Source organism: Pseudonocardia sp. DxW (assembly GCF_058448985.1).
Genome location: NZ_JBZFLK010000025.1, coordinates 25,580 through 50,915, shown reverse-complemented (window position 1 = coordinate 50,915; position 25,336 = coordinate 25,580). Strand labels below are relative to the sequence as shown.

The following is a 25,336-nucleotide window of genomic DNA, read 5'->3' as shown; positions in this document are numbered from 1 at the left end:
GCGCACTCCTCCGACACGGTCGACCAAACATACGAATGAACGTTAGTATGGTTCTCGTGGCAACGGATGAGTGCGACCTGCTCTGCCTGGATCTGCCGTACGCCGAGCGGATCCGGGCGACGCTGCCGGACCTGCGGCACCTCGACGAGGCCTCCGGGCATGCGCGCGCGCTCGGCGACCCGACCCGGCTGCGGATCGCGACGGCGCTGCTTGGCGGGGACGAACTGTGCGTCTGCGACACGGCCTGGGTGGTCGGCGCGTCGGAGGCGCTGGTCTCGCACCACCTCCGGCAGCTGCGCGCCGCGGGCCTCGTCGTGTCCCGCCGGGACGGCCGGATGGTGATGTACCAGCTCTCCGAGCGGGGCCGGGCATTGTTGCCGGTACTACTCCCCCACGATGACGACCTCGACGACGCCGAGCAGGAGGCGCCCCGTGTCTGACCTGTACTGCGGCCCGGAGGAGACTCAGGAGAAACACGGCCCGGCCGGGGCCGACGAGGGCCCGGTCCGGATCTGGTACCTGCGCGAGCTGCAGCTCGCCGCCCTGGCGGCGGTCCTGCTCGCCGTCGCATGGTCGATCGATTCGCTAGCCGGCGGGCCATGGCAGCTGGTCCTCGGCGTCGAGTTCGTGGCAGCCGTCCTCGCGGCGTCGACGTTTGTGCCGGGCACGCTGCGCAACCTGCGCCACGGTCGGATCGGCGTCGGAACGCTCATGACGATCGCTGCGATCGGCGCGATCGCCCTGGGACAGATCACCGAGGCGGCACTGCTCGCGATCCTCTTCTCGATCGCTGAAGGACTCGAGCACTACGCCGTCACCAAAACGCGCCGCAGCCTGCGCGCGCTGCTCGGCCTGGTCCCGCCGACCGCCTCAGTGTTGCGCGACGGCCGCGAGGTCACAGTCTCGCCCGACGAGCTCGTCGTCGGCGACTTGCTGATCCTGCGTCCCGGCGAGCGAGCCGCGACCGACGGGACCATCCAAACCGGCCGGACGAGCCTGGACACCTCCGCGATCACCGGGGAGTCGGTCCCGGCCGAGGCGGGCCCGGGCGACGAGCTGTTCGCCGGCACGATCAACGGCGGCGGCGCGATCGAGGTCGAGGTCACCGCCCTGGCCTCGGACAGCTCGCTGGCGCGGATCGTGCACATCGTCGAGGAGGCTCAGGAGCGCAAGGGCTCCGGCCAGCGCCTCGCGGACACGATCGCCAAGCCCCTGGTCCCCGGGATCATGGTGCTGGCCGCACTCATCGCCGGGATCGGATCGCTGCTCGGCGACCCGGCGGTGTGGATCGAACGAGCGCTGGTGGTGCTGGTCGCGGCCTCACCCTGCGCGCTGGCTATCTCGGTCCCGATGACGGTGGTGGCTGCCATCGGCGCCTCCAGCCGGCACGGCGCGCTGGTCAAGGGCGGTGCCGCCCTCGAAGAGCTCGGCCGGATCCGAGCCATCGCGCTGGACAAGACCGGGACCCTGACCCGCAACAAGCCCGAGGTCGTCGACGTGCTCGCGGCACCGGGCCACGACCGCACCGAGGTCCTGGCGACCGCCGCGGCGCTGGAGTCGCGCAGCGAGCACCCGCTCGCCCGGGCGATCCTCGCCGCAGCCGAGGAACCGTCGCGGGGGATCACCGTCGTGCCCGCTGACGACGTCACCGCAGTCCTCGGGCACGGCCTGACCGGGACCAGCGGCGGCGTCGACCTCCGGCTCGGCAAGCCCGGCTGGGTCAGCGCCGGCCCGCTGGCCGGGGACGTGGCACGGCTGCAGGAGCAGGGAGCCACGGTCGTGCTCCTCGATCGCGACGATGCGCTGCTGGGCGCGGTCGCCGTGCGCGACGAGCTCCGCCCGGAGGCCCCCGAGGCGGTCCGGCGGATCCGTGACCTGGGAATCACGGTCACGATGCTGACCGGCGACAACGAGCGAACCGGACGGACTCTCGGACAGCAGGCCGGCATCGACACCGTGCACGCCGAGCTCAAGCCCGAGGACAAGGCGGCGCTGCTGCCGCAAATCTCGAGAGGCCGCCGGGTCGCCATGGTCGGCGACGGCGTCAACGACGCCCCCGCCCTGGCCACCGCCGACGTCGGCATCGCCATGGGCGCGATGGGTACCGACGTCGCGATCGAGACCGCCGATGTCGCCCTCATGGGCGAGGACCTGCGCCATCTACCGCAGAACCTCGCTCACGCCCGGCGGGCGTGGCGGCTCATGCTGCAGAACGTCGGCTTCTCGCTACTGATCATCGGCGCGCTCATCCCACTCGCCGCCTTCGGCGTGCTCGGGCTCGCGGTGGTCGTCGTGGTCCACGAGGTCGCCGAGGTCCTGGTCATCCTCAACGCGGTCCGCGCGGCCCGCATGAAGACCCTCCCTGGCCTGACGGTGGCTCCCGTCTCCGACGGTCCGTATCACGTGACCGTCGAGGCGGTTGCGGAATCCGAGGACGCATGCTGCGCCCCGCCTCCGGACACGGCGGCACCCGGGATCACCGTCGCCCGCGAGCGGGCCGGCACGGACCAGGCCGGATCGGGCGACGGCTGCGGAAGCGGATGCGACTGCTGCGACGGTCCTGCACCGGCCTCGGAAACCTCCGGGACGGCGACGGCGCGCACCCGTCGGCGACGCCTCCGGCCACCGGCACCCGCCGATCGCGGTATCACACAGAACTGGTCCTCCTTCAAGTGAGCAATGACCGACGACACCCGTAATGCGGCGTCCGGACCGAGCAGGACCCTCGGCGGGCCGGCCGGGTCCCGGGCGCGGGCCGCTGGACGAACCACGGTGCGGATCGCCGTGGCGGTCGTGGCCGGCGGCCTGCTGCACCTGGCGTTCCCGCCACACCTGACATGGTGGACGGCCGTCGTCGCCTTCGCGCTGCTGTGGCAGGCCCTCGGGGAGATCCGCGTCCGCGCAGCCGCTGCGGTCGGCTTCGCGTTCGGATCTGCCTTCTATCTCTCGCACCTTGTATGGCTCGACGACTTCCTCGGCTCGGACTACGGACCGTTCCCGTGGGTCGGCCTGTCCCTGCTGATGGCCCTGTTCACCGCGCTCGGCTGCGCCTGCATCCCACTGGCTCACGGCTACCGCGGCGCCCCCGTGTGGGGCGCTGTGATCTTCGTCGGACAGGAGTGGCTGCAGAGTCGAATCCCGCTGAACGGCTTCCCGTGGGGGCGGGTGGCATTCGGACAGGTCGAAGGCCCGGCGGAGTCCAGTAGTCGTTGCGAATCCCGACGATGAAGGATTCGTATGCCGAGATACGTCTCGAACAAGATGTCAGTCGAGGTCAAGCGCCGCTATTTCGAACTGATCCGGTCCGGGGTCCGGGGCTCGGTCGCAGCACGAGAGGTCGGCGTGTCGCTGAGCTGCGGCTCGGTCTGGTTCGTCGAAGCTGGCCGTGTGCACCTTATTGACCGACCAATCAGTCGTCGTTACCTGAACCAGGACGACCGGATCGAGATCGCCGAAGGGTTGACAGCCGGGGAATCGGTAAAGAGGATCGCCCGCCGGACCGGGAAGAGCTACCAGTCCGTGTATCGAGAGATCGCGAAGAACCGCAAGGAGGATGGCACCTATCAGCCGTGGTACGCGCACAATCAGGCATATCTGCGACGGAAGCGCCCGAAGCAGCGTCGCCTCGCCACCGACGGCGCGTTACGCGATGCTGTCGCGGCGAAGCTCGACCAGCGGTGGTCGCCGGCCCAGATCAGCCGGTGGCTGCGACGCCGCTACCCGGGCCGTCCGGCCTGGCACGTCTGTACGGAGACAATCTACGACGCGGTGTATGGCGGGCACATCCGTCCCATCACCCAGCGGCGTTCACCGCTACTGCGCACGGGCCGGACCTACCGACGACGCCGTGGTCGCGGCCGCTCCCGTGACGGCGCACTCAAGCAGTGCACGACGATGCGATCGATCCACGACCGTCCTGCTGGTGTCGACTCCCGCCGCGAGATCGGCCACTGGGAGGGCGACCTGATCCACGGGTCTGCCCGAGGCACCGCCGTCGCCACACTAGTCGAGCGGAAGACCCGGTTCACGATCCTGGTCGCTCTCCCACTCGGCCATTCAGCGACCGCTGTCGCCAACGGCCTCATCGACACTTTCCGGGCACTTCCTGCGGGGCTGCGTCGCACGTTGACCTGGGACCAGGGAAACGAGATGTTCCAGCACACCAAGGTTGAATCCAACACCGGGCTGAAGATATACTTCGCCGACCCGCATTCACCCTGGCAACGAGGAACGAACGAGAACACGAACGGACTTCTTCGGCAGTACCTGCCGAAGGGGACAGACATTGGGAAGGCCACAGAACGAGAACTGCAGGCGATCGCTGCAGAACTCAATGATCGCCCCAGACTCTGCTTGAACGATCGCACTCCTGCCCAAGAAATCGACCGCTGGAAACGACGAGCGGTCACCGATACCATTCGCAACGATCACTAGCCCTGGTTCTTCATGATCTTGACCCTGGTTCTTCATGATCTTGAAGGTTGATCAGGGACCCGAACGCAGAAAGTGCCCCGTGACCGGGTAGGACAGAGCTTGCTGAGGGCTACGTCCGCCGGGTCGAGGGGGCACTTTCCAGGTGCAGGCTACAACCACACGTCCGAAGATCATCGTCACCGCCGACGGAGACGGGGTGGTCTCCCATATCGGGTCCCGGTTGCTGGCCGATGTCGCCGACCGGACCACGCTGCCCGCAGAGCTGGCGCAGGTGCTGAGCGGGCTGCGCCGACCGCGGACCCGCCACGACCCCGGTCGGGTCCTGGTCGACATGGCCGTCGCTGTGGCCGACGGTGCTTCCACGATCTCCGACGTTGCAGTCCTGGCTGATCAGCCTGCGGTGTTCGGTGCTGTGGCATCGGACTCGACCTGCTGGCGGCTACTCGACCGCCTCGACGAACGGCTCCTGGCCTCAGTAGCCGCAGCCCGGGCCCGGGCGCGTGAGGTGGTGTGGGCCCAGCATTCCGAGACCCACGGGCACGCGTTCCCGGCATCACGGGTCGCCGGCCGCGACCTCGGCGAGACACTGGTGATCGATCTGGACGCGACGATCGTGATCGCGCATTCGGAGAAGGAGCAGGCCGCACCCACATTCAAGGGCTCGTTCGGCTACCACCCCATGCTCGCGTTCTGCGACAACACCGGCGAGTTCCTCGCCGGCCGGCTGCGCCGCGGCAACGCCGGGGCGAACACCGCCGCCGACCACATCACCGTCCTCGACGACGCGCTCGCCCAGGTCCCCGACAGCTACCGGCATGGGCACCCGATCCTGATCCGGGCCGACACCGCCGGTTGCACGCGTGCGTTCCTGACGCACCTGCGTGGTCTGCGTGAGCAGGGCGTGTCCTGCGAGTTCTCCGTCGGCTGGTCGATCACCGACCGGGAACGCGCCGCGATCACCGCCCTGGGCAAACGCATCTGGACGGGTGCGATCGACACCCACGGCGAACCCCGCGACAGTGCCGCGGTCGCGGAGATCACCGGGCTGCTACCCGCCACCGCATTGGCCAGCTACCCGGACGGGACACGGGTAATCGTGCGCCGCGAACGCCCGCACCCCGGCGCCCAGCTCGACCTTATGGAAGAACAGGACGGGTGGCGCTACACCTGCTTCGCCACCGACACCCGCGCCGGGCAACTGGCCTTCCTCGACGCCCGCCACCGCGCGCACGCCCGAGTCGAGGACCGCATCCGCACCGGCAAAGACACCGGTCTGGGCCACTTCCCCTCCCGCGACTTCGCGATCAACCAAGCGTGGCTGACCGTCACCATGCTCGCGGTCGACCTACTCACCTCCACCCAGCAGCTGCTCCTCGACGGCGAGCTGGCCAAGGCCGAACCGAAGACCCTGCGCTACCGGCTGCTGCACGTCGCCGCCCGCCTTGCTCGGGGTGGCCGTCGGGTCCGTGTCCGGATCCAGCGCAGCTGGCCCTGGGCCGAGGAGCTCGCGGCCGCGTTCGGCCGGCTCCACGCCCTGCCTGTCCCAGCAGGCTGACCCGACCCCACACAGCGACGACCAGGACGGAGCACCCGGCAGAACAGCAGGCCGGAGGATCCCGCATGCCCACACACCACGAACGTTCGAACCGGCCAGGACCAAGATCAACCAGCACCGACGTGAATCACCGGGGCTAGAATCCGCCCCCGTTCCTCACGCTCGCGGCGATCGGCGGAGCCCCGCTGGTCTCGCTCGCGGTCGTGGCGGCCGGGTTCTCCGCCGGAGCGCTGTTGGCCGCACTTCGCGGCCGCCCGCAGAACCTTCCCACCGCGGTGGCGGTCGTGGTCCTGCTCCTGGCGACGACCTCGTGGCCGCCGTCACCGGTCACTCCACCCGACGACAACCTGACCGTAGCCGTCATCCAGGGAAACGCCCCCGAGATCGGGCTGGGACTGTTCGACGCCGGACCGACCCTTCGCCGCAACCATCTGGCCGAGACCGAGGCCATGGCGGACCGGGTCCGGGACGGTGAGGTGCCCAGACCGGACCTCGTCGTCTGGCCGGAGAGTTCGACCTCGATCACCGGCACCGACGAGGAGGTGGCGCGCGCGGTCGACGCCGTGGACGCACCGTTCCTCATCGGGGCGTACCTCACGGACGGCACAGAGACCGAGAACGCGATCGTCACCTGGAACCCGGAGAGCGGCCCCGGCGACCACTACGCCAAACAGGAGCTCGTTCCGTTCGGAGAACGGGTTCCCTTACGACCGCTCTCGGAGTATCTGACCCCCTTCACCGCACTGGCCGACCTGACCCCGGGCACCGAACCAGCCGTGCTCGACATCGCAGGAACACGCGTGGCAGTCGGCATCTGCTACGAGGCCGCATACGACTGGGTCGTGCGCGAGGGCGTGGCCGGTGGCGGCCGGCTGATCGTGATTCCCACCAACAACGCCTGGTACGGGCGCGGAGAGATGACCTACCAACACCTCGCGATGGCCCGTCTGCGGGCAGTCGAGCACGGCCGGGCCACCGCCGTGGCAGCCCTGAGCGGCGTCAGTGCGCTCGTCCGGCCGGACGGTTCGCTGATCACCACGTCCGACATGTACACGACGACGAGCCTCGTCGAGCAGCTTCCGCTCCGCACCGACGCGACAGTTGCGACCCGGTGGGGCGGCTGGACGGAGGGCGGACTCGCTCTCCTCGGGGCCGCAACCGTGCTCGTGGCGCTCCGGCGCCGGATCGCCGACCGAGATCGCGAGCCCCCACTCATTGCAGCCCAGCACAGAACGAGGAGTCCATGACGACCGACACGCCGACGGGCGCGACGCCGGCATCTGTCCTCCGACCCAGGTCGGTGCTGCTTCCTCGCCGGGATCGCCACGGCCGTGCTGGCCTCGACGTGATCACCAAGATCACTGCGGTCGCCACACTCGACGTGGTCGACATGCTGGCCGTCTTCTCCCCGGACGGCAGCATCTTCCCGTCTTCAACATCGCCGATCCGGGCATCGTCAGCGGAGCGATCCTTCTGGCAGTGATAGCGCTGCGCGCATCGAGATCGACGGGCACCGTCCCGGATGAGGACGGGCGCCGACGCACTTCGGGCGAACACTACCGAGCGTGCGCACACGACGTGACGATGTAACGCCCCAGTGTGACAACGCCGAGCTCGCCTTCGGCGTCTGACGTTAGGGAGAGCGCCGAACGTCGTTACACATAGCAGTGCGTGACACGAATCGATGAGGAGCGGTATGCGCCACAGGACGACACAAGACACTCGTCGAAGTCGGCGGTCGCAGCGTGCCCGACTCGCGGTGGTGGGCTTGGTGGCCGTGGCCGGCGTCGGTTTCGCGGGGACCGCGATCGCCAGCGCCGAGACCAACTCGGTCGCGACCCAGGCGCATGCCGAAGCGGTCGCTCCTGGCACTCCCTGCTCGGTCTCCGCACGGGCGTGTGTCGACCTCGAGACACAACGGGCATGGCTGATCCGTGACGGCAAGGTCACTCGGGGGCCAGTCCCCGTCGCCTCCGGTGGCGCGGGCAAGGAGACCCCCCTGGGCCACTCCTTCCGGTTGTACCGCAAGAACAAGGACCACGTCAGCGGCGAGTTCAACGGCCCCGACGGCAACCCGGCCCCCATGCCGTTCTCGGTGTTCTTCGCCGACGGCGGTGTCGCCTTCCACGGCGGAGACCGGGCATGGGCCTCGGCGGGGTGCGTGAAGCTCGATCTCCCCGACGCCGAGGCATTCTTCAACGACCTCGTCGTGGGCGACAAGGTCCAGGTCGTCAACGCCTCGACCGAGCAGCAGGCGCGCGGAGGGGCGCCGGCGCGCAGCTAACACAGGCCGGTCGGACCACCCTCCTCGTCGTCGAGCGGGCGAGGCGCTCCGCTCGCCGCCCGGAGCAGCCCGGCCACCGCCCGGCGGCCCGACCCAGAACCGCAGATCATCTACCGACGTCGATGCGATCATCGGCAGCGCCGTGGGGGCGGTCGACGACGCGGTGCGCGAGCGGGACCGCCAACCACATGGACCAGGTCCACATCTCGTTCACCTGACCCGGTCGGCGGGCCGGGTGCTCAGTCCGGCGCCACGTACGGCGATCCCGGTGCGGGCTGGACGGCGCCCGGAGCGGCCGCCCCCGGCGTGCCGCCGGCCAGGACGGTGTCGAGCACCTCGGTCAGCAGCGGTGTGGTCACCGGGCCGGTGATCTTGGCGGCGACCACGCCGGAGCGGTCCAGGACAAAGGTCTCCGGCACTCCGAACAACCCGAAGTCCAGCGCGGTGCGGGAGTCGGGATCGTGCGCGTACAGGTAGTTTCCGCCGCCCCGGCCGAACTCGTCGAGGAACGCCGACGCCGAGCGGGGCGAGTCCTGGTAGTCGATCCCGACGAAGACGACCCCCTGGTCCCGGTAGCTCCGCGCGGCGTCGACGAGGACCGGGTGCTCGTCGCGGCAGGCGACACACCACGAGGCCCAGAAGTTGACCACGACCACATCCCCGCACAGGTCGGCGAGTGCGACCTCACCCCCACCCTCGAGAGCGGGAAGCACGGCTTCCGGGGCGGCCCGGCCAATCAGGGGGCTGTCGACGACGGTGGGGTCCCCGACGAGCCGCCAGCCGAAGGCCGCGGCGATCCCGATGGTGGCCAGGGCGACGAGCAGGGCGACGATCCGCACCCCGCTCCGGCGGGGGCCGGTCACGAGGTCTCCCGGTCGGGGTCGCGGGCGTTGCGGAGCAGGTCGTCGACGTCGTCACGGACCATCGGCGGCAGGTCCGGGCGGGCGGCGAGCTGCTCGAGGACCTCGACGCCCCGATCGACGTCGCCGGGGCCGGTGATCAGGACGTTCGCCTGGAGCCACGCGGCATCGATCGAGTCGGGCTGCAGCTCGACGGCGAGGTCGGCGTTCTCCAGCGCGGGCTGGTCCTGGCCGATCTGCAGCAGCAACCAGGCCAGACCCACGCGGGCGTCGGCGTCGTCCGGGTGCGAACCCACCACCTCCATGTAGACCCGCATAGCCGCGCCGAACTCCCCCGTGGCCGCGTACCGGTCGGCCAGGGCCAGCCGGATCCCGACCGAGTCGGGGTTCTCCGCCACGAGCTCCAGGAGCTCGTCGTCGCTGATCGCGTCCGGGTCGCGAGGGGCTGGTGCCCCCTCCTCGGGGAGGAGGGGCTCGATCCCGGTGACCGCCCCTCCCTCGGGGCGGTCGATGATCGCCGACGGGAGGACCACGACCGCGGCCACCATCGCGACGACGCCGGTGAGGACGTAGGCCAGCGTCCACGCCCGTGGTGCACGATGAGGTGTCCCGGGCTGTGGGGCCGGCGCGTCGCCGGCCGCCGCCAGTGCCGCGGCGGCACGGGCCTCGTAACGCCGGCGGAGGCTCTCGGCCCGCGCCGGGGTGATCTCCCCCGCGACGACCTGGGCGTCGAGCTCGGCGATGTCGCGCACCGCCGTGTCGACGGCCTCGTCGCGCCCCAAGCTCATACCCCGTCCTCCGGCTCCGTTGCGGTGCGCCGGTACCGAGCCACGGCCTCGTCGACCCGAGCCCGGTCGTCGCCGGAGAGCTCGGGCGGGTCGGGATCGCGCCGTCCCGCTACCCGGGAGAGCACGGTCGCGGCGCCGGCCACCAGGGCTACCCCCGGCAGGACCCACAGCATCAGCGTGTTGCCCGTCGCCGGCGGATCGATCACGGCCCAGTCGCCGTAGCGGGCCCGGAAGTAGTCCTCGATCTCAGTGTCGGTGTTGCCGGCCGCGACCTGCTCGTCGATCAGCTCCCGCATCGCGTCGGCCGACTCCGACGGGGACTCGGCCACCGACACGCTCGTGCAGACCGGGCACCGGAGTCGCTCGGCGAGATCCTGTGTGCGGTCGGTCTCCGGCACCGGTGCGGTGGCGAGCACGACGACTACCGCCGCCGTGACGGCCGCGGCCACGAGGCAGATCGCCACCGACAGGGCTGTGGGCCGAGGTGATCGGCGGAGATCAGCCATCGTGGACGACCCGTTCCGGGGCGGTGTCGGTGGCGCGGGCCGGGATACGGCGGGCCGGGCCGAGCGCCCAGAAGCCTCCGGCGGCGATCATGCCTCCGGCTACCCACATCCACACCATCAACGGGTACCGGAACAGGTTGAGGGTGACCTGCTCGGGTGTGATGTCCGCGAGTGCGACGTAGATGTCCTGACCTGGTGTCGTCCACACGTCCGGGTTGCCGACCGCCTGCGCCCGCCCGGGGAAGGAGTTCAGCAGCGGGGCCATGGTCTGCACGACCTCGTCTCCCGACCGCACGGTCAGGTGTGCGTCGGTGACCAGCCGGTCCGGCATCGGGTGCTCGTCGACGAGGTCGAAGGTCACCGTGTACCCCGCGAACTCGGCCGACTCGCCCGGGTTGAGGGTGACGGTGCTGCGTTCGGCGAGTCCGCTGGAGACCGCGACGACGACGGCGAACAGGGCGACGCCGAGGTGGGCAAGCTGCCCGCCCCAGTAGCCGCGGCGGCCGCGGAGCAGCCGCCAGATCCCGGCCGGCGTGCGTGCCGGCGCGGTGACCACAGCCTGACGGACGGTGGTGGCCGCGATGCCGGTGGCCAGCGCGACGACGGCGACAACGCCCGGGGACCGTACCCCGGCCAGCACGGTCGCTGCGGCCGCCAGCGTGGCCAGCAGCACGGACAGCTGGGTGCGCTGCCACAGGACGCCGGGCGAGGCGTGCCGGTAGGGGGTGACCGGTCCGACCCACATCGCCAGGAGCAGCGCGAATGCGATCGGTACGGCCAGACGGTCGAAGAACGGGCGCCCCACCGAGATCTGGTCACCGGTGATCGCCTCGAGAACGACCGGGTACAGCGTGCCCAGCAGCACCACGAAGGCGAACAGGCTCAGCAGCAGGTTGTTGACCAGGAACATGCCCTCCCGGCTGGCCAGGGCCTCCGGACGGCCACTTGAGGAGATCGCCTCGGCGCGCCAGGCGATCAGCACGAAGCCGACGACCACGACAAGCAGGAAGAAGATCAGCAGTGGCGGGCCGACATGTGACTGGCTGAACGCGTGGACGGACTGCACGACCGCGCTGCGGGTCAGGAAGGTCCCGAGCACGGTCAGCGCGAACGCCGCGAGGACGAGCACGAAATTCCAGGACTGCAGCATCCCGCGGCGCAGCTGCACCACCGAGGAGTGGATGAAGGCAGTGGCGATCAGCCAGGGCAGCAACGCCGCGTTCTCGACCGGGTCCCACGCCCAGTAGCCGCCCCAGCCCAGCACCTCGTAGGACCACCACGCGCCGACGATCAGACCTGCGGTGAGAAGGCTCCACGCCGCGAGGTTGGTCCGGCGGGTGCGGTGCAGCCAATCGACGCCCTCCACTCTGCCGAGCAAAGCCGACATCGCGTAGGCGAACGGCACGGTGAGCCCGACGTAGCCGAGGTAGAGAAGGGGCGGGTGCACGGCCATGAGCACGTGGTCGGCGAGGATCGGGTTCGGCCCCGGTCCGTCCGGCGGTACCTCGGCGAGGATCTCGAACGGGTTGCCCGCCAGCACGGTCAGCCCGAAGAAGAAGGCCCCGACGATGCCGATGACGCCGAGTGCTCCGGTCCCGAGTCGGTCGTCGGACGTGCGGACCGTACGCATGACCAGGGCGGCGTAGCCGGCCAGCACCAGCACCCACAGCACGAGGCTCCCCTCGAGCGCCGCCCACGCGGTGGTGACGGTGAACAGGGTCGGGGTGGCGCGTGCGTGGTTCTCCGCCACGTAGGAGACCGCGAAGTTGTCGGTCAGCAGCGCCACCTGCAGGGCCGCCATAGCCAGCGCGGACCCACCCAGCATGCAGCCGACGGCGACCGTGAGCTGCTGGCGACGGACGGCGCGCGGACGCTGCTGGGCCAGCAGCCCGAACACTGCGAGGACGACCGACCCGGCGAGGCCGAGCATCAAGCCGGTCCAGCCGGCCGCCGGTGCCACGACGGCCGTCACGGCCGGGGCCCCTCGTCGACGGGCACGTAGTTCTCGTCGTGCTTGACCATCATGGTGTCCGACACGAACGTGTTGTCCTCCCAGCGTCCCTCCAGGACAACGCCGACGCCGGTGCCGAACAGCTGGCCGGGCGCTCCGTGAAACTCGACGGCGACACGCGTTCCGTCATCGCCGGTGGTCGGGGAGACCTCGAACCTGACGATCCCAGGCGCAGGGCTCACCGTGTCCGCGACGACCAGACCCCCGAGCTGGAACCGGGTGTCGGCAGCGATCTGCCCAGCTCGTTGGGCGATCGCCTCGTCGGGTTCCAGGTAGTACACGAGGTTTCCGTTGAGGTTGCCGAACAGCAGCAGCCCGACTAGAACGGCAAGCGCCCCGGTCGAGGCCACGCCCAGCAACCGGTAACGGCGCACGGCCCCACGAGGAGCCGGGGCCGTCATCGTCGAGCCCCCGCACGCTTGCGGAGGTGGACCGCCGCGCGGAGCAGGACGATCAGATAGATCCCGATCGCGGTGGCAGTCACGCCGTAGCCCAGCGCGATCCAGGCCCAGGACGTCATGCCCGTCATGAGGATCCCTCCTGTCGGGGTGCGGAGATCGCGTCACCGGCCACCGGACCGGGTTCGGCAAGTTCGGCGGCGGTGAGGCCGTCCTCGGCGGCGCACAGCCTCATCCGGGTGCGGACGACGAGCGCGTAGACCAGTGTGAAGGCGACCAGGCTGAGCAGGAGCGTGATCAGCATCGCGCCGCCGATAGCGGGCGCCTCCGGGCGCAGCAACGTCGCAGGCTGGTGCAGCGTGCGCCACCAGACGACCGAGAAGTGCACGAGCGGAACCATGGCGAACGCGACAACGCCGAAGACGGCGGAGCGGCGGGCCCGCGCGACCGGGTCGTCGACCGCGCGCCGCAACGCCAGGTAGCCGAGGTAGACGAAGAACAGCAGTGCGGTGGTGACCAGCCGGGCGTCCCAGGTCCACCACACGCCCCAGGTCGGCCGCCCCCAGATCGATCCCATCGCGATCGCGAGACCGGTGAAGAACACTCCGGCCTCGGCGCTCGCGGCAGCCAGTCGATCCCACACCATGGTGCGCCGGAACAGCCAGACGAGCCCTCCGATCAGAGTGACGGCGTAGGCAAGGAAGGCCGTCCAGGCTGCCGGTACGTGCACGTACATGAGCCGGACGAGCTCCCCTTGCAGCGAGTCCGGCGGGGACAGCAGGGCGGCCGCCAGAGCCACGACGACCGTGAGCGCGGCGACGGCCGGAAGTGCCCGCCCGAACACCTCGGCGGGGCCGGTCCACCGTGGACCGGCCGGATCGGGCTCACTCACAGCGGCTCCTCCAGATGGTGGGCGCACCACGCGCTCAGCAGCACGGTGGCCAGGACAACGGTCAGGGACAGGAGCAGCCAGGGCCACGGCGGATTGTCGTGCCGGGCGGCGTTCAGGACACCAGTGGCGCCGAGCAGAAGCGGCACGGTCAAGGGAGCGACAAGGAGCGTGCCGAGAAGGGTACGGCCGGCGAGCCCCTCGGAGATCTGATCGGCGAGTGCGCCGAGCGTGCCGAGCCCGGCCGCGACCAGGAGCATCATCGGCGGCATCCAGATCCAGCCGGCGACGTCCGGGGCATAGAGCACGATCGCGACCGGCGCAACGGCGGCCTGGAACCCGAGCAGTAGCACGGAGTTGCCGATGGCCCTGCCCGCGAGCCGAACCCGTGGGCCGACCCCGGACAGGCTGAGCATCGCCCGCTGCGCCGGGCCGTCGATCGTGCTGCCGCGCATGGTCGCCAGCACGCCGAACAGCAGCACGACGACCCAGAACAGGGCGGGCCCGAGCTGGCGCAGCAGCGGGGTATCCGGGCCGACCGCGAGCGGCACCATCATCAGCGCCACGGCACCGAACGGGGCCGTGACCAGGAACGTCTCGCCGGTTCGGCGTTCCAGCCGAAGGTCCTTCCGGGCGAGCGCGAGGGCCTGGGTCAGCGGCGCCGGAGAGCTCAACACGGTTCCGCCACCCGCTCGAGCCGCCCGCCGATCACCCGGACCACCCGGTCGCAGACCCCGGTCAGTCGCTCGGGCTCGTGCGAGACCAGAACACAGGCGCCACCGTCCCGACCGGCTACGCTCCGGACGAGATCGTCGACCAACGGTGCCGCGCCCCGGTCGAGTCCGGCGTGGACCTCGTCGAGCAGCAGCAACCGCGGCCGGGTGAGAAGCATGCGGGCCAGTTCGGTCCGCCGCCGCATACCCTGTGAACAGCCCGCGACCGGCCGGACCGCCGCACCGGCGAGACCGACCTCGGCCAGCACCGCGTCCACCTGATCCTCGGGACGTCCGGTCAGGCGGGCGACGAGGCGCAGGTTCTCGGCAAGGCTGAGCCGCTCGTAAAGCGCGGGGGTGTGACCAACGAGTCCGATGCTGGGCCGGAGCACGGGCCGAGTCCGGGCATCGACAGTCGTCCCGAATAGTTCGACCAGGCCTGCCGAGGGGCGGACCAGCGTGGCCAGGACCGAAAGCAGAGTGGACTTTCCGGAGCCGTTCGCACCGACGACGCCGACGATCTCACCGGGCCGGACGCTCAGGTCGAGGTCCCGCAATACGGTCGCTTGCTGCACATCGACGCGGAGTCCGACAAGTCTCGCTGCAAGCGACGGGGCCGACATCGACACCTCCAGGCCAGCGGCACTACGTGTTCTACGACGCGTCGAATGTCCCACACGATCCGTTTTGTCCTTCACTCGCCCCACCGGGCGCCGTGAGGACCGGGCGGTTTCTTGCCTCGGCTCCCGCCGGGGAGCCGCCGCCTAACCCCTCTGTGCACGCTGGCGCTGCTGCCCAGCCGCGCTTCGACTCGAACGGGCTGGGATCCGGCTCGGCCCTGGAGCACGGCGCCCGGGGCTCCTGTCAGGTCCTCACTGCGCGGGGCTCGACGAGCTCCCCGTCCACGAAGAACGTCGGCCTCCCTCGGGCCCAGCTCGAGGCCATCGGCCCGGTCAGCGCTGATCCGCTCGGCGACGGCCGGATCGACTCCCACCAGTGCTCCGGGCGGCTCGGTGGGGCCGGGCGTATCGGCGTCGAGCAGCCGTAGAGACGAGGTTGCGTCCAGGGACGTGATGCACGGCGTAGTTGTGACAATCAGCGGCGTGCGCGGGTCGCCGACGACGTCGAGACGGTGATCCAGGACGTGCTGCGTACGCGGTATCTGACTCGACAGCGACGATCGGTGGCCTCGGTGCACCGCGCGATCGTGCGGGCGTGCAGGCTCCGTGGGCTTCGGGCGCCGTCGCGGGGCACGGTGGAACGGCGGATCGCAGCGCTGGACCCGCGCACCGCGACGGTGGCGCGCGAGGGAGTCGACGCCGCCCGGGCGCTGGGGGCCGCGGGCGGAGAGGTGCCGGCGCCGACGCGGCTACTCGAGCAGGTGCAGGTCGATCACACCGTGATCGACCTGGTGGTGGTCGACGAGCGAGAGCGGGCGGCGATCGGGCGGCCGTATCTGACGGTCGGGATCGATGTGACATCTCGGACGATCACCGGGATGGTGGTCACGCTCGAGGCGCCCTCGGCGACCTCGGTGGGGCTGTGCCTGGCACACATGGTCACCGACAAACGGACCTGGCTTGCCCAGCTCGGATCCGATGTGGAGTGGCCGATGGCAGGTAAACCGGCCCAGCTGTACGTCGACAACGGCGCTGAGTTCCATAGCGAGGCCCTGCGCCGAGGCTGCGACGAGCACGGCATCGAGCTGCGTTACCGACCGCCGGGACAGCCGCACTTCGGAGGAGTGGTGGAGCGGTTGATCGGTACGCTGATGCGAGAAGTCCACGAGCTACCGGGGACGACCTTCTCCAGCCCGACCGAGCGCGGCGGCTACGACAGCGAGGCCACCGCGTGCCTGACCCTGGACGAGCTGCAGCGGTGGCTCGCGTTCGCGGTCGCGGCCTACCACGGGCAGGTTCACGAGGCCCTCTCGCGCCCACCGGGCGCGGTGTGGGCCCAGCAGGCCGCCGAGGACCCGCCGGCCATGGTGACGAATCCGCACGCGTTTTTGATCGACTTTCTGCCCGTGCTGCGCCGCCGGCTGACGCGTACCGGGGTGACCATCGATCACGTGCAGTACTTCAGCGACGCGCTCAAGCCGCTGATCGCCCGACGCCGGCAGCTGGATCGGCTGCTGGTGCGCCGCGACCCCCGCGACCTGTCGCGGGTGTGGGTGCTCGACCCGGACAGCAACGCCTACCTGACCGTGGGCTACCGCAACCTGGCCCGACCGGCGATCAGCCTGTGGGAGCACCGGGCCGCGACCGGTCGGTTACGCGAGCTCGGGCGGAGCGAGGTCGACGAGAAGGCCCTGTTCGACACCGTCGAGGCGATGCGCCAGCTTACCGACACCGCGGCCCGATCAACCCGTCGAGCGCGTCGGAACCGCGCCCGACGACCCGCCCAGTCCACCGCGGCGCCCGAGGCGGCATCCGGCGCCGGCCCACCGCCCGACCCGCCGGACTCTGCGACAGATCCAGCTGGTGCCGACCCGGACCCGCCAGCCGTACCGTTCACCGACATCGAGCAGTGGTGACCGGTGTGAAAAGCGCGGCTTGGGATCTGACCCATCTGCACCCGTCGGCGCAGGACACGGCGCGCCTACCTGACGAGGAACGGCTCCATCACGTGCGCGCCGACCGGTGGATCGGCTACCACCGCGCCACCGACGCGGTGGCTCGCCTGGAGGCCCTACTGCAGTGGCCGCGCAAGCAGCGCATGCCCAACCTGCTGGTCGTCGGGCCCACCAACAACGGCAAGTCGATGATCATTGAGAAGTTCCAGCGAGACCATCCCCGCTTCGCCAAGAACGGCGCGATGACCGTCCCGGTGCTGGTGATGCAGACGCCGTCGAACCCCACCCTGACACGCTTCTACAGTGCGGTGCTGTCCGCCCTGGACACGGAGGTGTGGCCTCGCGCCCCAGCCGCCGACCTGGAACGCAGGGCCCTGGCCGACCTCGAGGAGTGCAGCGTGGGCATGCTCGTGCTCGACGAGCTGCACAACATGCTGGCCGGCAACACCGCGCGGCGGCGTGAGTTCCTCAACCTCTTGCGCCACCTGGGCAATGCGCTGCGCGTACCGCTGGTGGGAGTCGGCACCCACGACGCCCATCTTGCCCTCCGCTCGGATGACCAGCTGGAGAACCGGTTCGCGCCGCTGGTGCTGCCGCGCTGGGCCCCCGACGAGCAGGCCCGGTCGCTGCTGGCCAGCTTCGCCGCCTCGTTCCCGCTGCGGCGCCGTTCACCCATCACCACGCCGGAGATGGCGCACTACTTGATCGAGCGCAGCGAGGGCACCATCGGCGAGCTCGCCACGCTGCTCTGCCAGGCCGCCACGGTCGCGATCACTACCGGCGAGGAGGCCATCAACGCGGCCACGCTGGGCCAAGCCGACTACCTCGGACCCACCGAGCGTCGGCGAGCCTTCGCCCGGGCGTTGAGCTGATCTGTCTGCCAGCGGCGGTGGCCGCGGCGGGGTCACCCGCCGTCAGCGGCGGCGATAGCGGCCAGTTCGCCATAGTCGACGCGCAGCCGGTCGGCGGCAGCGATGGCCTGGTGGATGCCGTGGTTGCCGGCGCGACAAGTGATCTCGGGGTGGGCGCGTAGCTCGCCGAGGGCGAGTCCGACCGCGGAGAAGGTGCCATCGTCGACGTCGTCGGGGAGATCCTCCTGGACCCAGGCCAGGTAATCCCCGACGGTGGCGGGATCGCCGACATCGCCCTCCACCGCGGGGATCCCGACCCGGTCGGCTTGGGTGAGCAACTCGCCCAGCACAGCGCTGACGTGGTCGCGGTGGTCGGTGATCCAGCGTCCGCGGGCCGGGCGGGAAGCCGCTGCCGCCCGGCGGGCACGCGTGTAGCGCCCGTCGGCCCCGCGCTCGGCTCTGGGGCGATTAGTGAACCGGTAGTAGGGGTTGCGGGCCCGGCGCGGAGCGCTGTCGTCGCAGTCCTCGTCAGGCTCGCTGATGTCGGTCATAAGAAGCTCAGCGCCGCCAGCCTCAGGCCGAGCCGGCGCGCGGGATTCGCGGGTCAGCCGGTGGTACTCGTGCAGGCGGGCTTCCAACGAGTCGAGATGGTCGCGCATCCCTTGCCGGGAGTGCAGCCCGACGAAGGCGCCGACCTCACGCAGCGACAGTCCGCGCGAGAGCGCATGCCGGATCAGCTCAGCCTCGCGGCGGCGTTCGTCCCAGTAGATCCAGGCCGAGAGCACCAGCTGGTCCCAGGCGTCGGCGTCGACGACCTGGCGGGGGAACCGCCCGCGGTGGCGGCGCAGATAGCCCAGCACGTCCCGGGCGGCATCGTCGCCGTCGGATCCCGCCTCTGACCAGCGAGGATCATCGCAGTCCAGGTGACGGCGGGCGATACGGCGCAGAGCGTCGTCGCGTTCGAAGTCCCCAACGGGCGGGAAGGTCGCCACCGATCCCACAGTAGGGCCTAGGCCACCGTCCGCGGATTCCTGACGGCATTTCGGACTCCGTGTCGGGCACCAACCGCGCACAACGCCCATGTCTGCGCGGTGAGCGACGTGGCCGCGCCGGTACCGCGGCGAACCCGTGTGAAACCTGGTCTGTGTGAGCGCCCCGCACACCATCGAACCCGTCGAGGGGAGTGCCGGGCGCGGGACCGCCGACGACCACCGCTCGTCGGTGACCGATCCGCCCGTCACCAAGGAGCCGGTCGCGGTGTGTACCTGGGCCCGCCGCGCCGGCCAGCGAGCGCATCGCCACATCGGGTCTGGCAGCTCCGTGCGTTTCCCTCCGCGCCCGTCGATGTATGCCGCGACGGCCTTGCCTCGGCGGCGCTGAGCCCAGGCCCGTGATCGGCAAGGAGGTGTGGGCGAGGATTGGGGCCCGCTTGCCGCTTGGGTGGGGGACAAGCGCCCGCCCCGTCACCCATCGCTCCGCACACAAACCGATCGGAGCTGCTCGGCGCTGGCCGCCGCGGAGGCGCTCGGCCAAACGGCACGACCATGCACGGGAGGGCAGGCACGAGCGGACACCATCGAGACCCTGCTCGCGTAGCCCTTCAGCGTCGGTACGGCGCCGGACGCAGATCACGCGGTCGTGGCCCTGGGGCCTCCCGCGGCGTCGTGTTGCTTGATCGCCACGGTTACTTGGCCAGGAAGCCAGCGTCGACGGGCAGCGTCACGCCTGTGACGTAGCGGGCCTCGTCGGAGGCGAGCCAGGCCACGGCGTTGCTGATGTCGGCGGCCTCGAGCGCAGGCACCGGCAGGAGGTTGGTGAGCCCCGCGGCAATGTCGGCGGACTGGGCGAGGAACGCGCGAAACGTGTCGTTGTTGACCATCAGCGTGTCGACGCCCGTCGGGTGCACCGAGTTTACGCGGATGTGATGCGGGGCGAGCCAGTTCGCCCAGGACCGCATCAGCCCGACAACGCCGTGCTTGGAGGCGACATAGCCATCGCTGGCCCCGGTGCCGGTGCCGCCCGCGCCCGACAGACCCTGGGTAGAGCTCGTGAGGATGATCGACCCGCCGTCGCCCTGCTCGATCATGATCGGTGCTGCCGCGGCGACGGTGTGCCGGACACCGTGCAGGTTGATCGCGAGCGTGTCCTGGAACACCCGAAGCGAGTCAGCCTCGTCAACCGAGTGCGGCGCCACGCCGGCATTGGCGACCACGATGTCGATCCGGCCGAGCTCGGCCACGCCCGCGCGCACGACCTCCGCCATCGCGGCCGCGTCCCGGACGTCGGCCCGGACGCTCACAATGCGCCGGTCCAGCGACTCGACTTCCTTGACAGTCTGCGCGAGGTCCTCGGACGTCGCCAGGGGATAGGGCACTGAGTCGATCTGCGCGCAGACGTCCGAGGCGATGATGTCGGCGCCCTCGGCCGCGAGGCGCAGCGCGTGGCTTCGGCCCTGGCCGCGGGCCGCCCCGGTGATCAGTGCGACCTTCCCGTCGAAACGCCTCATTGCTGCACACCCTTCCGAACCGGAGCCCGATGCCCGATGCTTCCGGGCATCGGGCTAATACGTCTAACACTTCCCGATGTTTCGATTTGACGCCCGGGGGGTCGCAGCCCCTCTGCCGCCTCCGACCGGCCTACTCGATGACGTACATCCCGTCCCGGAAGTCCGTAATCGTCGCGAATCGCACGACGTCCGCCTCCATCTGCGGGAAGTGCGACTCAGCCGTCGGCATCTGACTCATGATCGGGAACATCGGGTCGGCTGAGCCGTCCAGGCCCGACTCGAGCGCCTCCTTGAGCGCCGCTCCGGTCAGCTCGCCCTCGACGGCCTCGACGCCCGCGGCCCATGTCCCGACGACGTCCCATCCCGTCGCATAGTTGAACAGCGCGGTCTCCATCGGGCCCTGCGCCGTCACGCGCTCGAACATGGTGGCGAACTCTGCGGAGCGTTCACTCTCCTCGATGTAGGCCTGCATCGGTAGGAGCGTGGCGTGGACGTTTGCGAGCTGGCCGCTCTGCGCCACGTCGAGCAGGTTCACCTGCGCCGAGCCGGCCCCGCCCATGATCGTCGGGATGTCTTCGGCACCGGCCTTCTCTCGGCCCTCGAGCAGGTAGGCCACCTGCCCGCCGGATCCGTCCATGAAGATCCAGTCGGGCTGGGTCGCGACGGCTTGTTGGAAAGTCGCGGTGAGGTCCACGGCGTCAGCGGGGAAGGTGACGGACTGCGTGGTGAACCCGGCCTGGTCCATTGCGGCGAGGAAGCCGGCGTTTACGGTCTCGCCGAGCGGGTCCTCCGCCGACACGACGGTGACATTCTCGATGCTGCCTTGCTCCTGGAGGAAGATGCTGGCGCCGGCGAGGATGTGCTGCTGGAGCGCGTTGACCGAGAAGTAGTAGGGGTAGGCTTGGACGTCGTCGAGCACAGACGACGCGGCCACGCCCACGCCGACGACCTCGTTGCGCTCCAGCAGGGGCGCCATGGCCAAGCCCTCAGCGGACGTGCTGCCGGGGATCACGAGGTCGGGAAGCTCCTCGTTCATCTGCTCCTGGAGCAGCGTGACGGCGCGGCTCGGGTCGCTCTGGTCGTCGAGCGAGACAAGCTCGACCTGCCGACCCCCGAGGCCGCCGTTGGCGTTGATCTCGTCGACGTGCGCCTGGATCCCGCGGCCGACGGCCTGGCCGGGCGTGGCGAACAGCCCGGTCTGGGCCGCCACGTAAACGATGCGGAATGGGTCGTCGGCGCTGCCCGCCCCACCGCCGTCGGCGCAGCCCGCGAGAGCAACTAGCGCCGCCGCGACAGCTGCCACAGCGCGAAATGGATGTCGTCGCTGGCGAGTCTGAGCGCTAGCCACAGGGTCTCCTTGAGAACTCATGCGAAGAAATTAGAACAGTGAGTTTCAACGGCCAGGACGGTGGCGTCAAGGATCACTTGCGCCCCTTGACGTCGTACGATCGAAAACAGTAGAAGTATCGTACCGAGAGCTCGCGCCCGTCCCGCACCAGGCCGTCTCGATCACCAGAGAAGAGAAGCCCTTGATCGCCACCCTGCTCGCCGGGCTCGCCCTGGGTGCGGTCTACGCTCTGGTTGCCATCGGATACAACATCACCTGGCTGACGACACGCGCGGTGAACTTCGCGCAGGGCGCGTTCATGGTCGCCGGGATGTTCCTGACGGTCTTCCTCTACGACCGGGGCGTACCGGCGGTCGTTGCGCTCCTGCTGCTGGCGGCCGTCGGGGTGGTAGTCGCGGCCGTCGAGTACGTGCTGGCCGTGCGGCCGGTGCTGCATCGCGGCGAGCACGGCGAGCTCGTGACCACACTGGGCGTCGCGACGATCCTGCAGGGGATCATCCTCGTGCTGGTTGCCGATGACGTGCAGCGCGTGCCGTTCTTTGCCGCGAACGACCTGCTCGACGTGCCCGGCGGCCGGGTGAGCCCCGCCGAGTTGTTGCTCGTGGTGCTGGCCGTCGCCGTGGGGACCGTGGCGCACCTATGGACCCGCCGGACGCTGGCCGGGCTGGCCGCGTCGGGCCTGTCCGAGGACCAGGACGCGGCCCGGTTGCTCGGCGTCGACACGGCGCGGTTCTCCCTGCTCACGTTCATGGCGTCCGGCCTACTGGGCTTCGCGATCGCGCCTTTCGTCGGCCCGAAGACATTCGCGGTGGTCGGCCTCGCGCTGCTGCTGGCGATCAAGGGGTTTGTGGCGCTCGCGTTGGGCGGACTCGGCAGCCAGGTCGGCGCACTGGTTGCAGGCATCGCGATCGGCGTGGTCGAGGGGTTCATCGGCCGGTACTTGGGGGCCCACTGGCAGAACACCGCGGTGTTTCTGATCTTCGTGTTGGTTCTGATGCTGCGGCCCCGGGGCCTGTTCGGCGAGAAACGGGAGAGGGTCGTCTGATGGCGCGGTCGGTCCCCGTGCGCCCGGTGGTGTGGGTGGGCGTGACGGTGCTGCTCATGGCGGCTCCGCACCTCGGCCTCAGCGCCAACATCGGCCGCCAAGTCGTCCTCATCGCCACCCTTAGTCTGGTCGTGAGCGGGCTGAACCTGAGCTTCGGGCACGCGGGCGAGCTGTCCTTCGCACAGCCGGTGCTCTACGCGCTCGGCGCCTACGTCACGGCGAACGTCGCGCTGCACTGGATCAACGACATCGCCCTCGCGCTCGTGCTCTCTGCCGTGCTCGGCTTCCTGTTCGGGTTGCTGACAGGGATCCCGGGGCTGCGGTTCGGCGGGTGGATGCTCGCCGTCGCATCGCTGTTCCTCGTGCTCCTGCTGCCGGACTGGGTGGGAATCCTCGGCGGGTGGACCGGCGGCCACCAGGGGATGGGCGGCATCCCGATCCCGCAGCTTTTCGGCGTGGAGCTGGGCAGCACGGCCTACGTAAGCTTCGTTGTCCTGGTCACATCGGTGTGGTTCGGCCTGTTCCGCAACCTGGTCGCCTCCCGCACCGGTACCACGCTCTCGGTGCTGCGGCAGAGCCCGGTGTTGGCGTCCTCGCTGGGCATCTCCGTGCCGGTGATGAAGCTGAAGGCCTACGCGGTGGGCGGCATCCCCGCAGCCATGGCCGGCACGCTGTTCGCCTACCTCGACGGCTTCGTCGCACCGGTGAGTTTCTCCATCGCCGCGGCCATCAGCATCCTGGCCGCCGCGATCCTCGGCGGGGCGCGCAGCGTCTACGGCATCTTCGTCGGCGTCGCGCTCATGGTCGTGGGCCCGATGCAGACCACGGCGTTCGGCGAGTACGCCTACATCGTCTACGGCGTGTTCCTCGTAGCCGCGGGCGTGCTGCTCCGCCAGGGCATCGCCGGGCCGGCCGCGGCGGCGTACGCTGCGATCCGGGCACGGAGCGGGCGGCGGGCCGACGCGCCCGCGGCCCCTGCCGTAGCGCAGCCCGCGGCCGGGGAGCTGCCACCCATGGACGGCGCCCGGCTCGACGTCACCGGTATCTCTATGGCGTTCGGCGGCGTGCACGCGCTGCGCGACGTTGACTTCTCCGTCCAGCCGGGGGAGGTCGTCGCGCTGATCGGACCCAACGGATCGGGCAAGACCACGCTGCTCAATGTCATCTGCGGCTACTACCGGCCTGACGGTGGCACCGTGCAGGTCGGCGGCGTGCCGGTCACCGGGCTGCGCCCGTACCGGATCGCCCGGACCGGGCTGGCGCGGACGTTCCAGACACCGTCCATCCCGCAGACAACGGTCCGGGACGCCATCGCGTCGTCCCGCAGCACGGTCCCGCGCGTATCGATGATCGAGACGATGCTCCGGCTCGGCCGGTACCGACGGGCGCGGCGAGGCGACGACGAGACCGTCGCCCGGCTCCTGGCGCTGACCTGCCTCGGCCCGGTCGCCGACGAGCAGGCGCCGTCGCTCCCGCTGGGCACGCGCCGGGTCCTGGAGCTTGCGCGATCGCTGGCCGGCGAGCCACGGGTGCTGCTGCTCGACGAGGTCGCGTCCGGCCTGGACGAGGGCGAGATCCGCGGGTTGAGCGCGGTGGTCCAGCGGATCCGCGACAGTGGCGGCTCGGTGCTGCTCGTGGAGCACAATTTCGCACTGGTTCGCTCGCTGGCCGACCGGGTGGTGGTCCTCTCCCGGGGCGAGGTCGTCGTCGTCGACACTCCGGACGCGGTCGCTCACCACCCCGAAGTGCTCCAGCAGTACCTGGGCGGGCCCGCGGCCGCGGCGCCGCGCGCGGAGGGGGAGAACGTCCGTGGCTGACCTGCTGGAATTGGAGTCCGTGCGCTCAGGCTACGGCGACCTCGTCGTCGTGCGCGACGTGTCGTTCACCGTGGCGGAGTCGTCAATCACGGTGCTACTGGGCCGCAACGGCGCAGGGAAGACGACGTTGCTGCGCACGGTGGCGGGCCTGAACCCGACCACGCACGGCGACGTCCGCTTCGCCGGGGCGAGCATCATCGGCGATCCCGCGCACCGGCGCGGGCGGCACGGAATCGGCTTCGTGCAGGAGAACAAGCGGGTCTTCCGCAAGCTGACGGTCGAGAAGAACCTCGTGCTCGCCACGTACGGTCTGCGGTTGGGGCGGGTGGCCACCGCAGCGCGGGTCGCCGAGGCGTTCGACCGCTTCCCGGTCCTGGGCGAGCGGCGCCGCGACGTCGCCGGGCTACTCAGTGGGGGCCAACAGCAGATGCTCGCGATCGCCCAGGCCCTGATCCGGCATCCCCGGCTGGTCCTGCTCGACGAGCCGTTCTCCGGGCTCGCGCCGGCGATCGTGCACGACGTCATGGAGGCGGTGTCGCGGATCCGGGCCGAGGAGGGGCGCACGCTCCTCATCGTCGAGCAGGCGGTGGCCCTGGCCCTGTCCATCGCCGACGCCGTCGTCGTGATGGACGTCGGCACGGTCGTGCACACGGGCCGGGCGAACGACCCGGACATCCACCGCGTCGTCGAGGACGCCTACTTCAGCGCCACGATGTGAGGCCGTGACCGGCCTTGACGCGTGTTCACGGCCCTCTC

General features: G+C 70.3%; 24 protein-coding genes and 1 pseudogene. 13 read left to right on the top strand and 12 right to left on the bottom strand.

Going from position 1 to position 25,336, the window contains the following annotated elements; all coding sequences use genetic code 11:
• Positions 1-47 precede the first annotated feature (47 nt).
• The 8 genes and pseudogenes from ACVJO7_RS28910 to ACVJO7_RS28875 all read left to right on the top strand — a co-directional run bounded on the left by ACVJO7_RS28910 (position 48) and on the right by ACVJO7_RS28875 (position 8,273).
• Entirely contained in the window at positions 48-440 is a 393-nt protein-coding gene (locus tag ACVJO7_RS28910; RefSeq protein ID WP_491675539.1) for an ArsR/SmtB family transcription factor, read from the top strand.
• Positions 433-2,676: a heavy metal translocating P-type ATPase gene (locus ACVJO7_RS28905; protein ID WP_491675538.1), complete on the top strand. Its 2,244-nt coding sequence runs from the start codon at positions 433-435 to the stop codon at positions 2,674-2,676. Before ACVJO7_RS28910 ends, ACVJO7_RS28905 begins: the two co-directional genes overlap by 8 nt.
• Positions 2,677-2,679: 3 nt before the next feature.
• Positions 2,680-3,228, top strand: coding sequence for a hypothetical protein (locus ACVJO7_RS28900; RefSeq protein WP_491675537.1), 549 nt, complete (start codon positions 2,680-2,682; stop codon positions 3,226-3,228).
• 9 nt (positions 3,229-3,237) lie between these two features.
• Complete coding sequence (locus tag ACVJO7_RS28895) at positions 3,238-4,434, top strand: IS30 family transposase (RefSeq protein WP_491675536.1); 1,197 nt, start codon at positions 3,238-3,240, stop codon at positions 4,432-4,434.
• A 142-nt stretch (positions 4,435-4,576) separates the two neighbouring features.
• Positions 4,577-5,989: an IS1380 family transposase gene (locus tag ACVJO7_RS28890; protein WP_491675535.1), complete on the top strand. Its 1,413-nt coding sequence runs from the start codon at positions 4,577-4,579 to the stop codon at positions 5,987-5,989.
• A 158-nt stretch (positions 5,990-6,147) separates the two neighbouring features.
• Positions 6,148-7,236: pseudogene (lnt, locus tag ACVJO7_RS28885) on the top strand (apolipoprotein N-acyltransferase); the annotation flags it as partial.
• Positions 7,233-7,472 carry a hypothetical protein gene (locus tag ACVJO7_RS28880; protein ID WP_491675534.1) on the top strand — a complete coding sequence of 80 codons (240 nt, stop codon included), beginning with the start codon at positions 7,233-7,235 and terminating at the stop codon, positions 7,470-7,472. The pseudogene lnt and the gene ACVJO7_RS28880, both read left to right, overlap by 4 nt.
• A gap of 288 nt (positions 7,473-7,760) precedes the next feature.
• Positions 7,761-8,273 (top strand): L,D-transpeptidase, encoded by a 513-nt coding sequence (locus ACVJO7_RS28875; RefSeq protein ID WP_491675533.1) that lies wholly within the window; start codon positions 7,761-7,763, stop codon positions 8,271-8,273.
• 239 nt (positions 8,274-8,512) lie between these two features.
• Here the strand turns inward: ACVJO7_RS28875 and ACVJO7_RS28870 are convergent, their stop codons facing one another.
• The 9 genes from ACVJO7_RS28870 to ACVJO7_RS28830 are packed head-to-tail and all read right to left on the bottom strand — an operon-like array spanning position 8,513 to position 15,061.
• Complete coding sequence (locus ACVJO7_RS28870) at positions 8,513-9,136, bottom strand: TlpA family protein disulfide reductase (RefSeq protein WP_491675532.1); 624 nt, start codon at positions 9,134-9,136, stop codon at positions 8,513-8,515.
• Positions 9,133-9,921 carry a tetratricopeptide repeat protein gene (locus tag ACVJO7_RS28865; RefSeq protein ID WP_491675531.1) on the bottom strand — a complete coding sequence of 263 codons (789 nt, stop codon included), beginning with the start codon at positions 9,919-9,921 and terminating at the stop codon, positions 9,133-9,135. The genes ACVJO7_RS28870 and ACVJO7_RS28865 overlap by 4 nt, the downstream gene beginning before the upstream one ends.
• Entirely contained in the window at positions 9,918-10,385 is a 468-nt protein-coding gene (locus ACVJO7_RS28860; protein WP_491675530.1) for a cytochrome c-type biogenesis protein, read from the bottom strand. The genes ACVJO7_RS28865 and ACVJO7_RS28860 overlap by 4 nt, the downstream gene beginning before the upstream one ends.
• Positions 10,386-10,419: 34 nt before the next feature.
• Complete coding sequence (locus tag ACVJO7_RS28855) at positions 10,420-12,399, bottom strand: heme lyase CcmF/NrfE family subunit (protein ID WP_491675529.1); 1,980 nt, start codon at positions 12,397-12,399, stop codon at positions 10,420-10,422.
• Positions 12,396-12,812, bottom strand: a complete 417-nt coding sequence (locus ACVJO7_RS28850) for a cytochrome c maturation protein CcmE (RefSeq protein WP_491675528.1) — start codon at positions 12,810-12,812, stop codon at positions 12,396-12,398. Before ACVJO7_RS28850 ends, ACVJO7_RS28855 begins: the two co-directional genes overlap by 4 nt.
• Before the next feature lie 23 nt (positions 12,813-12,835).
• Complete coding sequence (locus ACVJO7_RS28845) at positions 12,836-12,967, bottom strand: hypothetical protein (protein ID WP_491675527.1); 132 nt, start codon at positions 12,965-12,967, stop codon at positions 12,836-12,838.
• Positions 12,964-13,728, bottom strand: a complete 765-nt coding sequence (ccsA, locus tag ACVJO7_RS28840) for a cytochrome c biogenesis protein CcsA (RefSeq protein ID WP_491675526.1) — start codon at positions 13,726-13,728, stop codon at positions 12,964-12,966. Before ccsA ends, ACVJO7_RS28845 begins: the two co-directional genes overlap by 4 nt.
• Positions 13,725-14,402: a heme exporter protein CcmB gene (locus ACVJO7_RS28835; RefSeq protein WP_491675525.1), complete on the bottom strand. Its 678-nt coding sequence runs from the start codon at positions 14,400-14,402 to the stop codon at positions 13,725-13,727. The genes ccsA and ACVJO7_RS28835 overlap by 4 nt, the downstream gene beginning before the upstream one ends.
• Positions 14,396-15,061: an ABC transporter ATP-binding protein gene (locus tag ACVJO7_RS28830; RefSeq protein ID WP_491675524.1), complete on the bottom strand. Its 666-nt coding sequence runs from the start codon at positions 15,059-15,061 to the stop codon at positions 14,396-14,398. The genes ACVJO7_RS28835 and ACVJO7_RS28830 overlap by 7 nt, the downstream gene beginning before the upstream one ends.
• Positions 15,062-15,570: 509 nt before the next feature.
• Between ACVJO7_RS28830 and ACVJO7_RS28825 the strand changes: the two genes are divergently transcribed.
• Together ACVJO7_RS28825 and ACVJO7_RS28820 are read left to right on the top strand one after the other, a co-directional pair.
• A complete protein-coding gene (locus ACVJO7_RS28825; RefSeq protein WP_491675523.1) occupies positions 15,571-16,974 on the top strand; it encodes a transposase in 1,404 nt (467 codons plus the stop codon).
• Positions 16,971-17,885 carry a TniB family NTP-binding protein gene (locus ACVJO7_RS28820; RefSeq protein ID WP_491675522.1) on the top strand — a complete coding sequence of 305 codons (915 nt, stop codon included), beginning with the start codon at positions 16,971-16,973 and terminating at the stop codon, positions 17,883-17,885. The genes ACVJO7_RS28825 and ACVJO7_RS28820 overlap by 4 nt, the downstream gene beginning before the upstream one ends.
• Before the next feature lie 32 nt (positions 17,886-17,917).
• On the opposite strand, the gene ACVJO7_RS28815 is transcribed toward ACVJO7_RS28820, so the two are convergent.
• The 3 genes from ACVJO7_RS28815 to ACVJO7_RS28805 all read right to left on the bottom strand — a co-directional run bounded on the left by ACVJO7_RS28815 (position 17,918) and on the right by ACVJO7_RS28805 (position 21,673).
• Positions 17,918-18,856 (bottom strand): hypothetical protein, encoded by a 939-nt coding sequence (locus ACVJO7_RS28815; protein ID WP_491675521.1) that lies wholly within the window; start codon positions 18,854-18,856, stop codon positions 17,918-17,920.
• A 692-nt stretch (positions 18,857-19,548) separates the two neighbouring features.
• Positions 19,549-20,370 (bottom strand): mycofactocin-coupled SDR family oxidoreductase, encoded by an 822-nt coding sequence (locus ACVJO7_RS28810; RefSeq protein ID WP_491675520.1) that lies wholly within the window; start codon positions 20,368-20,370, stop codon positions 19,549-19,551.
• Positions 20,371-20,500: 130 nt separating this feature from the next.
• A complete protein-coding gene (locus ACVJO7_RS28805) occupies positions 20,501-21,673 on the bottom strand; it encodes an ABC transporter substrate-binding protein (RefSeq protein ID WP_491675519.1) in 1,173 nt (390 codons plus the stop codon).
• Between the two features lie 226 nt (positions 21,674-21,899).
• Between ACVJO7_RS28805 and ACVJO7_RS28800 the strand changes: the two genes are divergently transcribed.
• Genes ACVJO7_RS28800 through ACVJO7_RS28790 form a run of 3 tightly spaced genes read left to right on the top strand, consistent with a single transcriptional unit; the run spans position 21,900 to position 25,298 of the window.
• Positions 21,900-22,763 (top strand): branched-chain amino acid ABC transporter permease, encoded by an 864-nt coding sequence (locus ACVJO7_RS28800; protein WP_491675518.1) that lies wholly within the window; start codon positions 21,900-21,902, stop codon positions 22,761-22,763.
• Positions 22,763-24,580, top strand: coding sequence for a branched-chain amino acid ABC transporter ATP-binding protein/permease (locus tag ACVJO7_RS28795; protein ID WP_491675517.1), 1,818 nt, complete (start codon positions 22,763-22,765; stop codon positions 24,578-24,580). The genes ACVJO7_RS28800 and ACVJO7_RS28795 overlap by 1 nt, the downstream gene beginning before the upstream one ends.
• Positions 24,573-25,298 carry an ABC transporter ATP-binding protein gene (locus tag ACVJO7_RS28790; RefSeq protein WP_491675516.1) on the top strand — a complete coding sequence of 242 codons (726 nt, stop codon included), beginning with the start codon at positions 24,573-24,575 and terminating at the stop codon, positions 25,296-25,298. The genes ACVJO7_RS28795 and ACVJO7_RS28790 overlap by 8 nt, the downstream gene beginning before the upstream one ends.
• The last annotated feature ends 38 nt before the right edge of the window (positions 25,299-25,336 follow it).

What these genes read in the sequence shown, in the direction of transcription:
- ACVJO7_RS28910 (WP_491675539.1), top strand. Translation starts at nt 48, where the DNA reads ATGGTTCTCGTGGCAACGGATGAGTGCGACCTGCTCTGCCTGGATCTG.
- ACVJO7_RS28900 (WP_491675537.1), top strand. Translation starts at nt 2,680, where the DNA reads ATGACCGACGACACCCGTAATGCGGCGTCCGGACCGAGCAGGACCCTC.
- ACVJO7_RS28895 (WP_491675536.1), top strand. Translation starts at nt 3,238, where the DNA reads ATGCCGAGATACGTCTCGAACAAGATGTCAGTCGAGGTCAAGCGCCGC.
- ACVJO7_RS28880 (WP_491675534.1), top strand. Translation starts at nt 7,233, where the DNA reads ATGACGACCGACACGCCGACGGGCGCGACGCCGGCATCTGTCCTCCGA.
- ACVJO7_RS28865 (WP_491675531.1), bottom strand. Translation starts at nt 9,921, where the DNA reads ATGAGCTTGGGGCGCGACGAGGCCGTCGACACGGCGGTGCGCGACATC.
- ACVJO7_RS28845 (WP_491675527.1), bottom strand. Translation starts at nt 12,967, where the DNA reads ATGACGGGCATGACGTCCTGGGCCTGGATCGCGCTGGGCTACGGCGTG.
- ACVJO7_RS28830 (WP_491675524.1), bottom strand. Translation starts at nt 15,061, where the DNA reads ATGTCGGCCCCGTCGCTTGCAGCGAGACTTGTCGGACTCCGCGTCGAT.
- ACVJO7_RS28810 (WP_491675520.1), bottom strand. Translation starts at nt 20,370, where the DNA reads ATGAGGCGTTTCGACGGGAAGGTCGCACTGATCACCGGGGCGGCCCGC.
- ACVJO7_RS28795 (WP_491675517.1), top strand. Translation starts at nt 22,763, where the DNA reads ATGGCGCGGTCGGTCCCCGTGCGCCCGGTGGTGTGGGTGGGCGTGACG.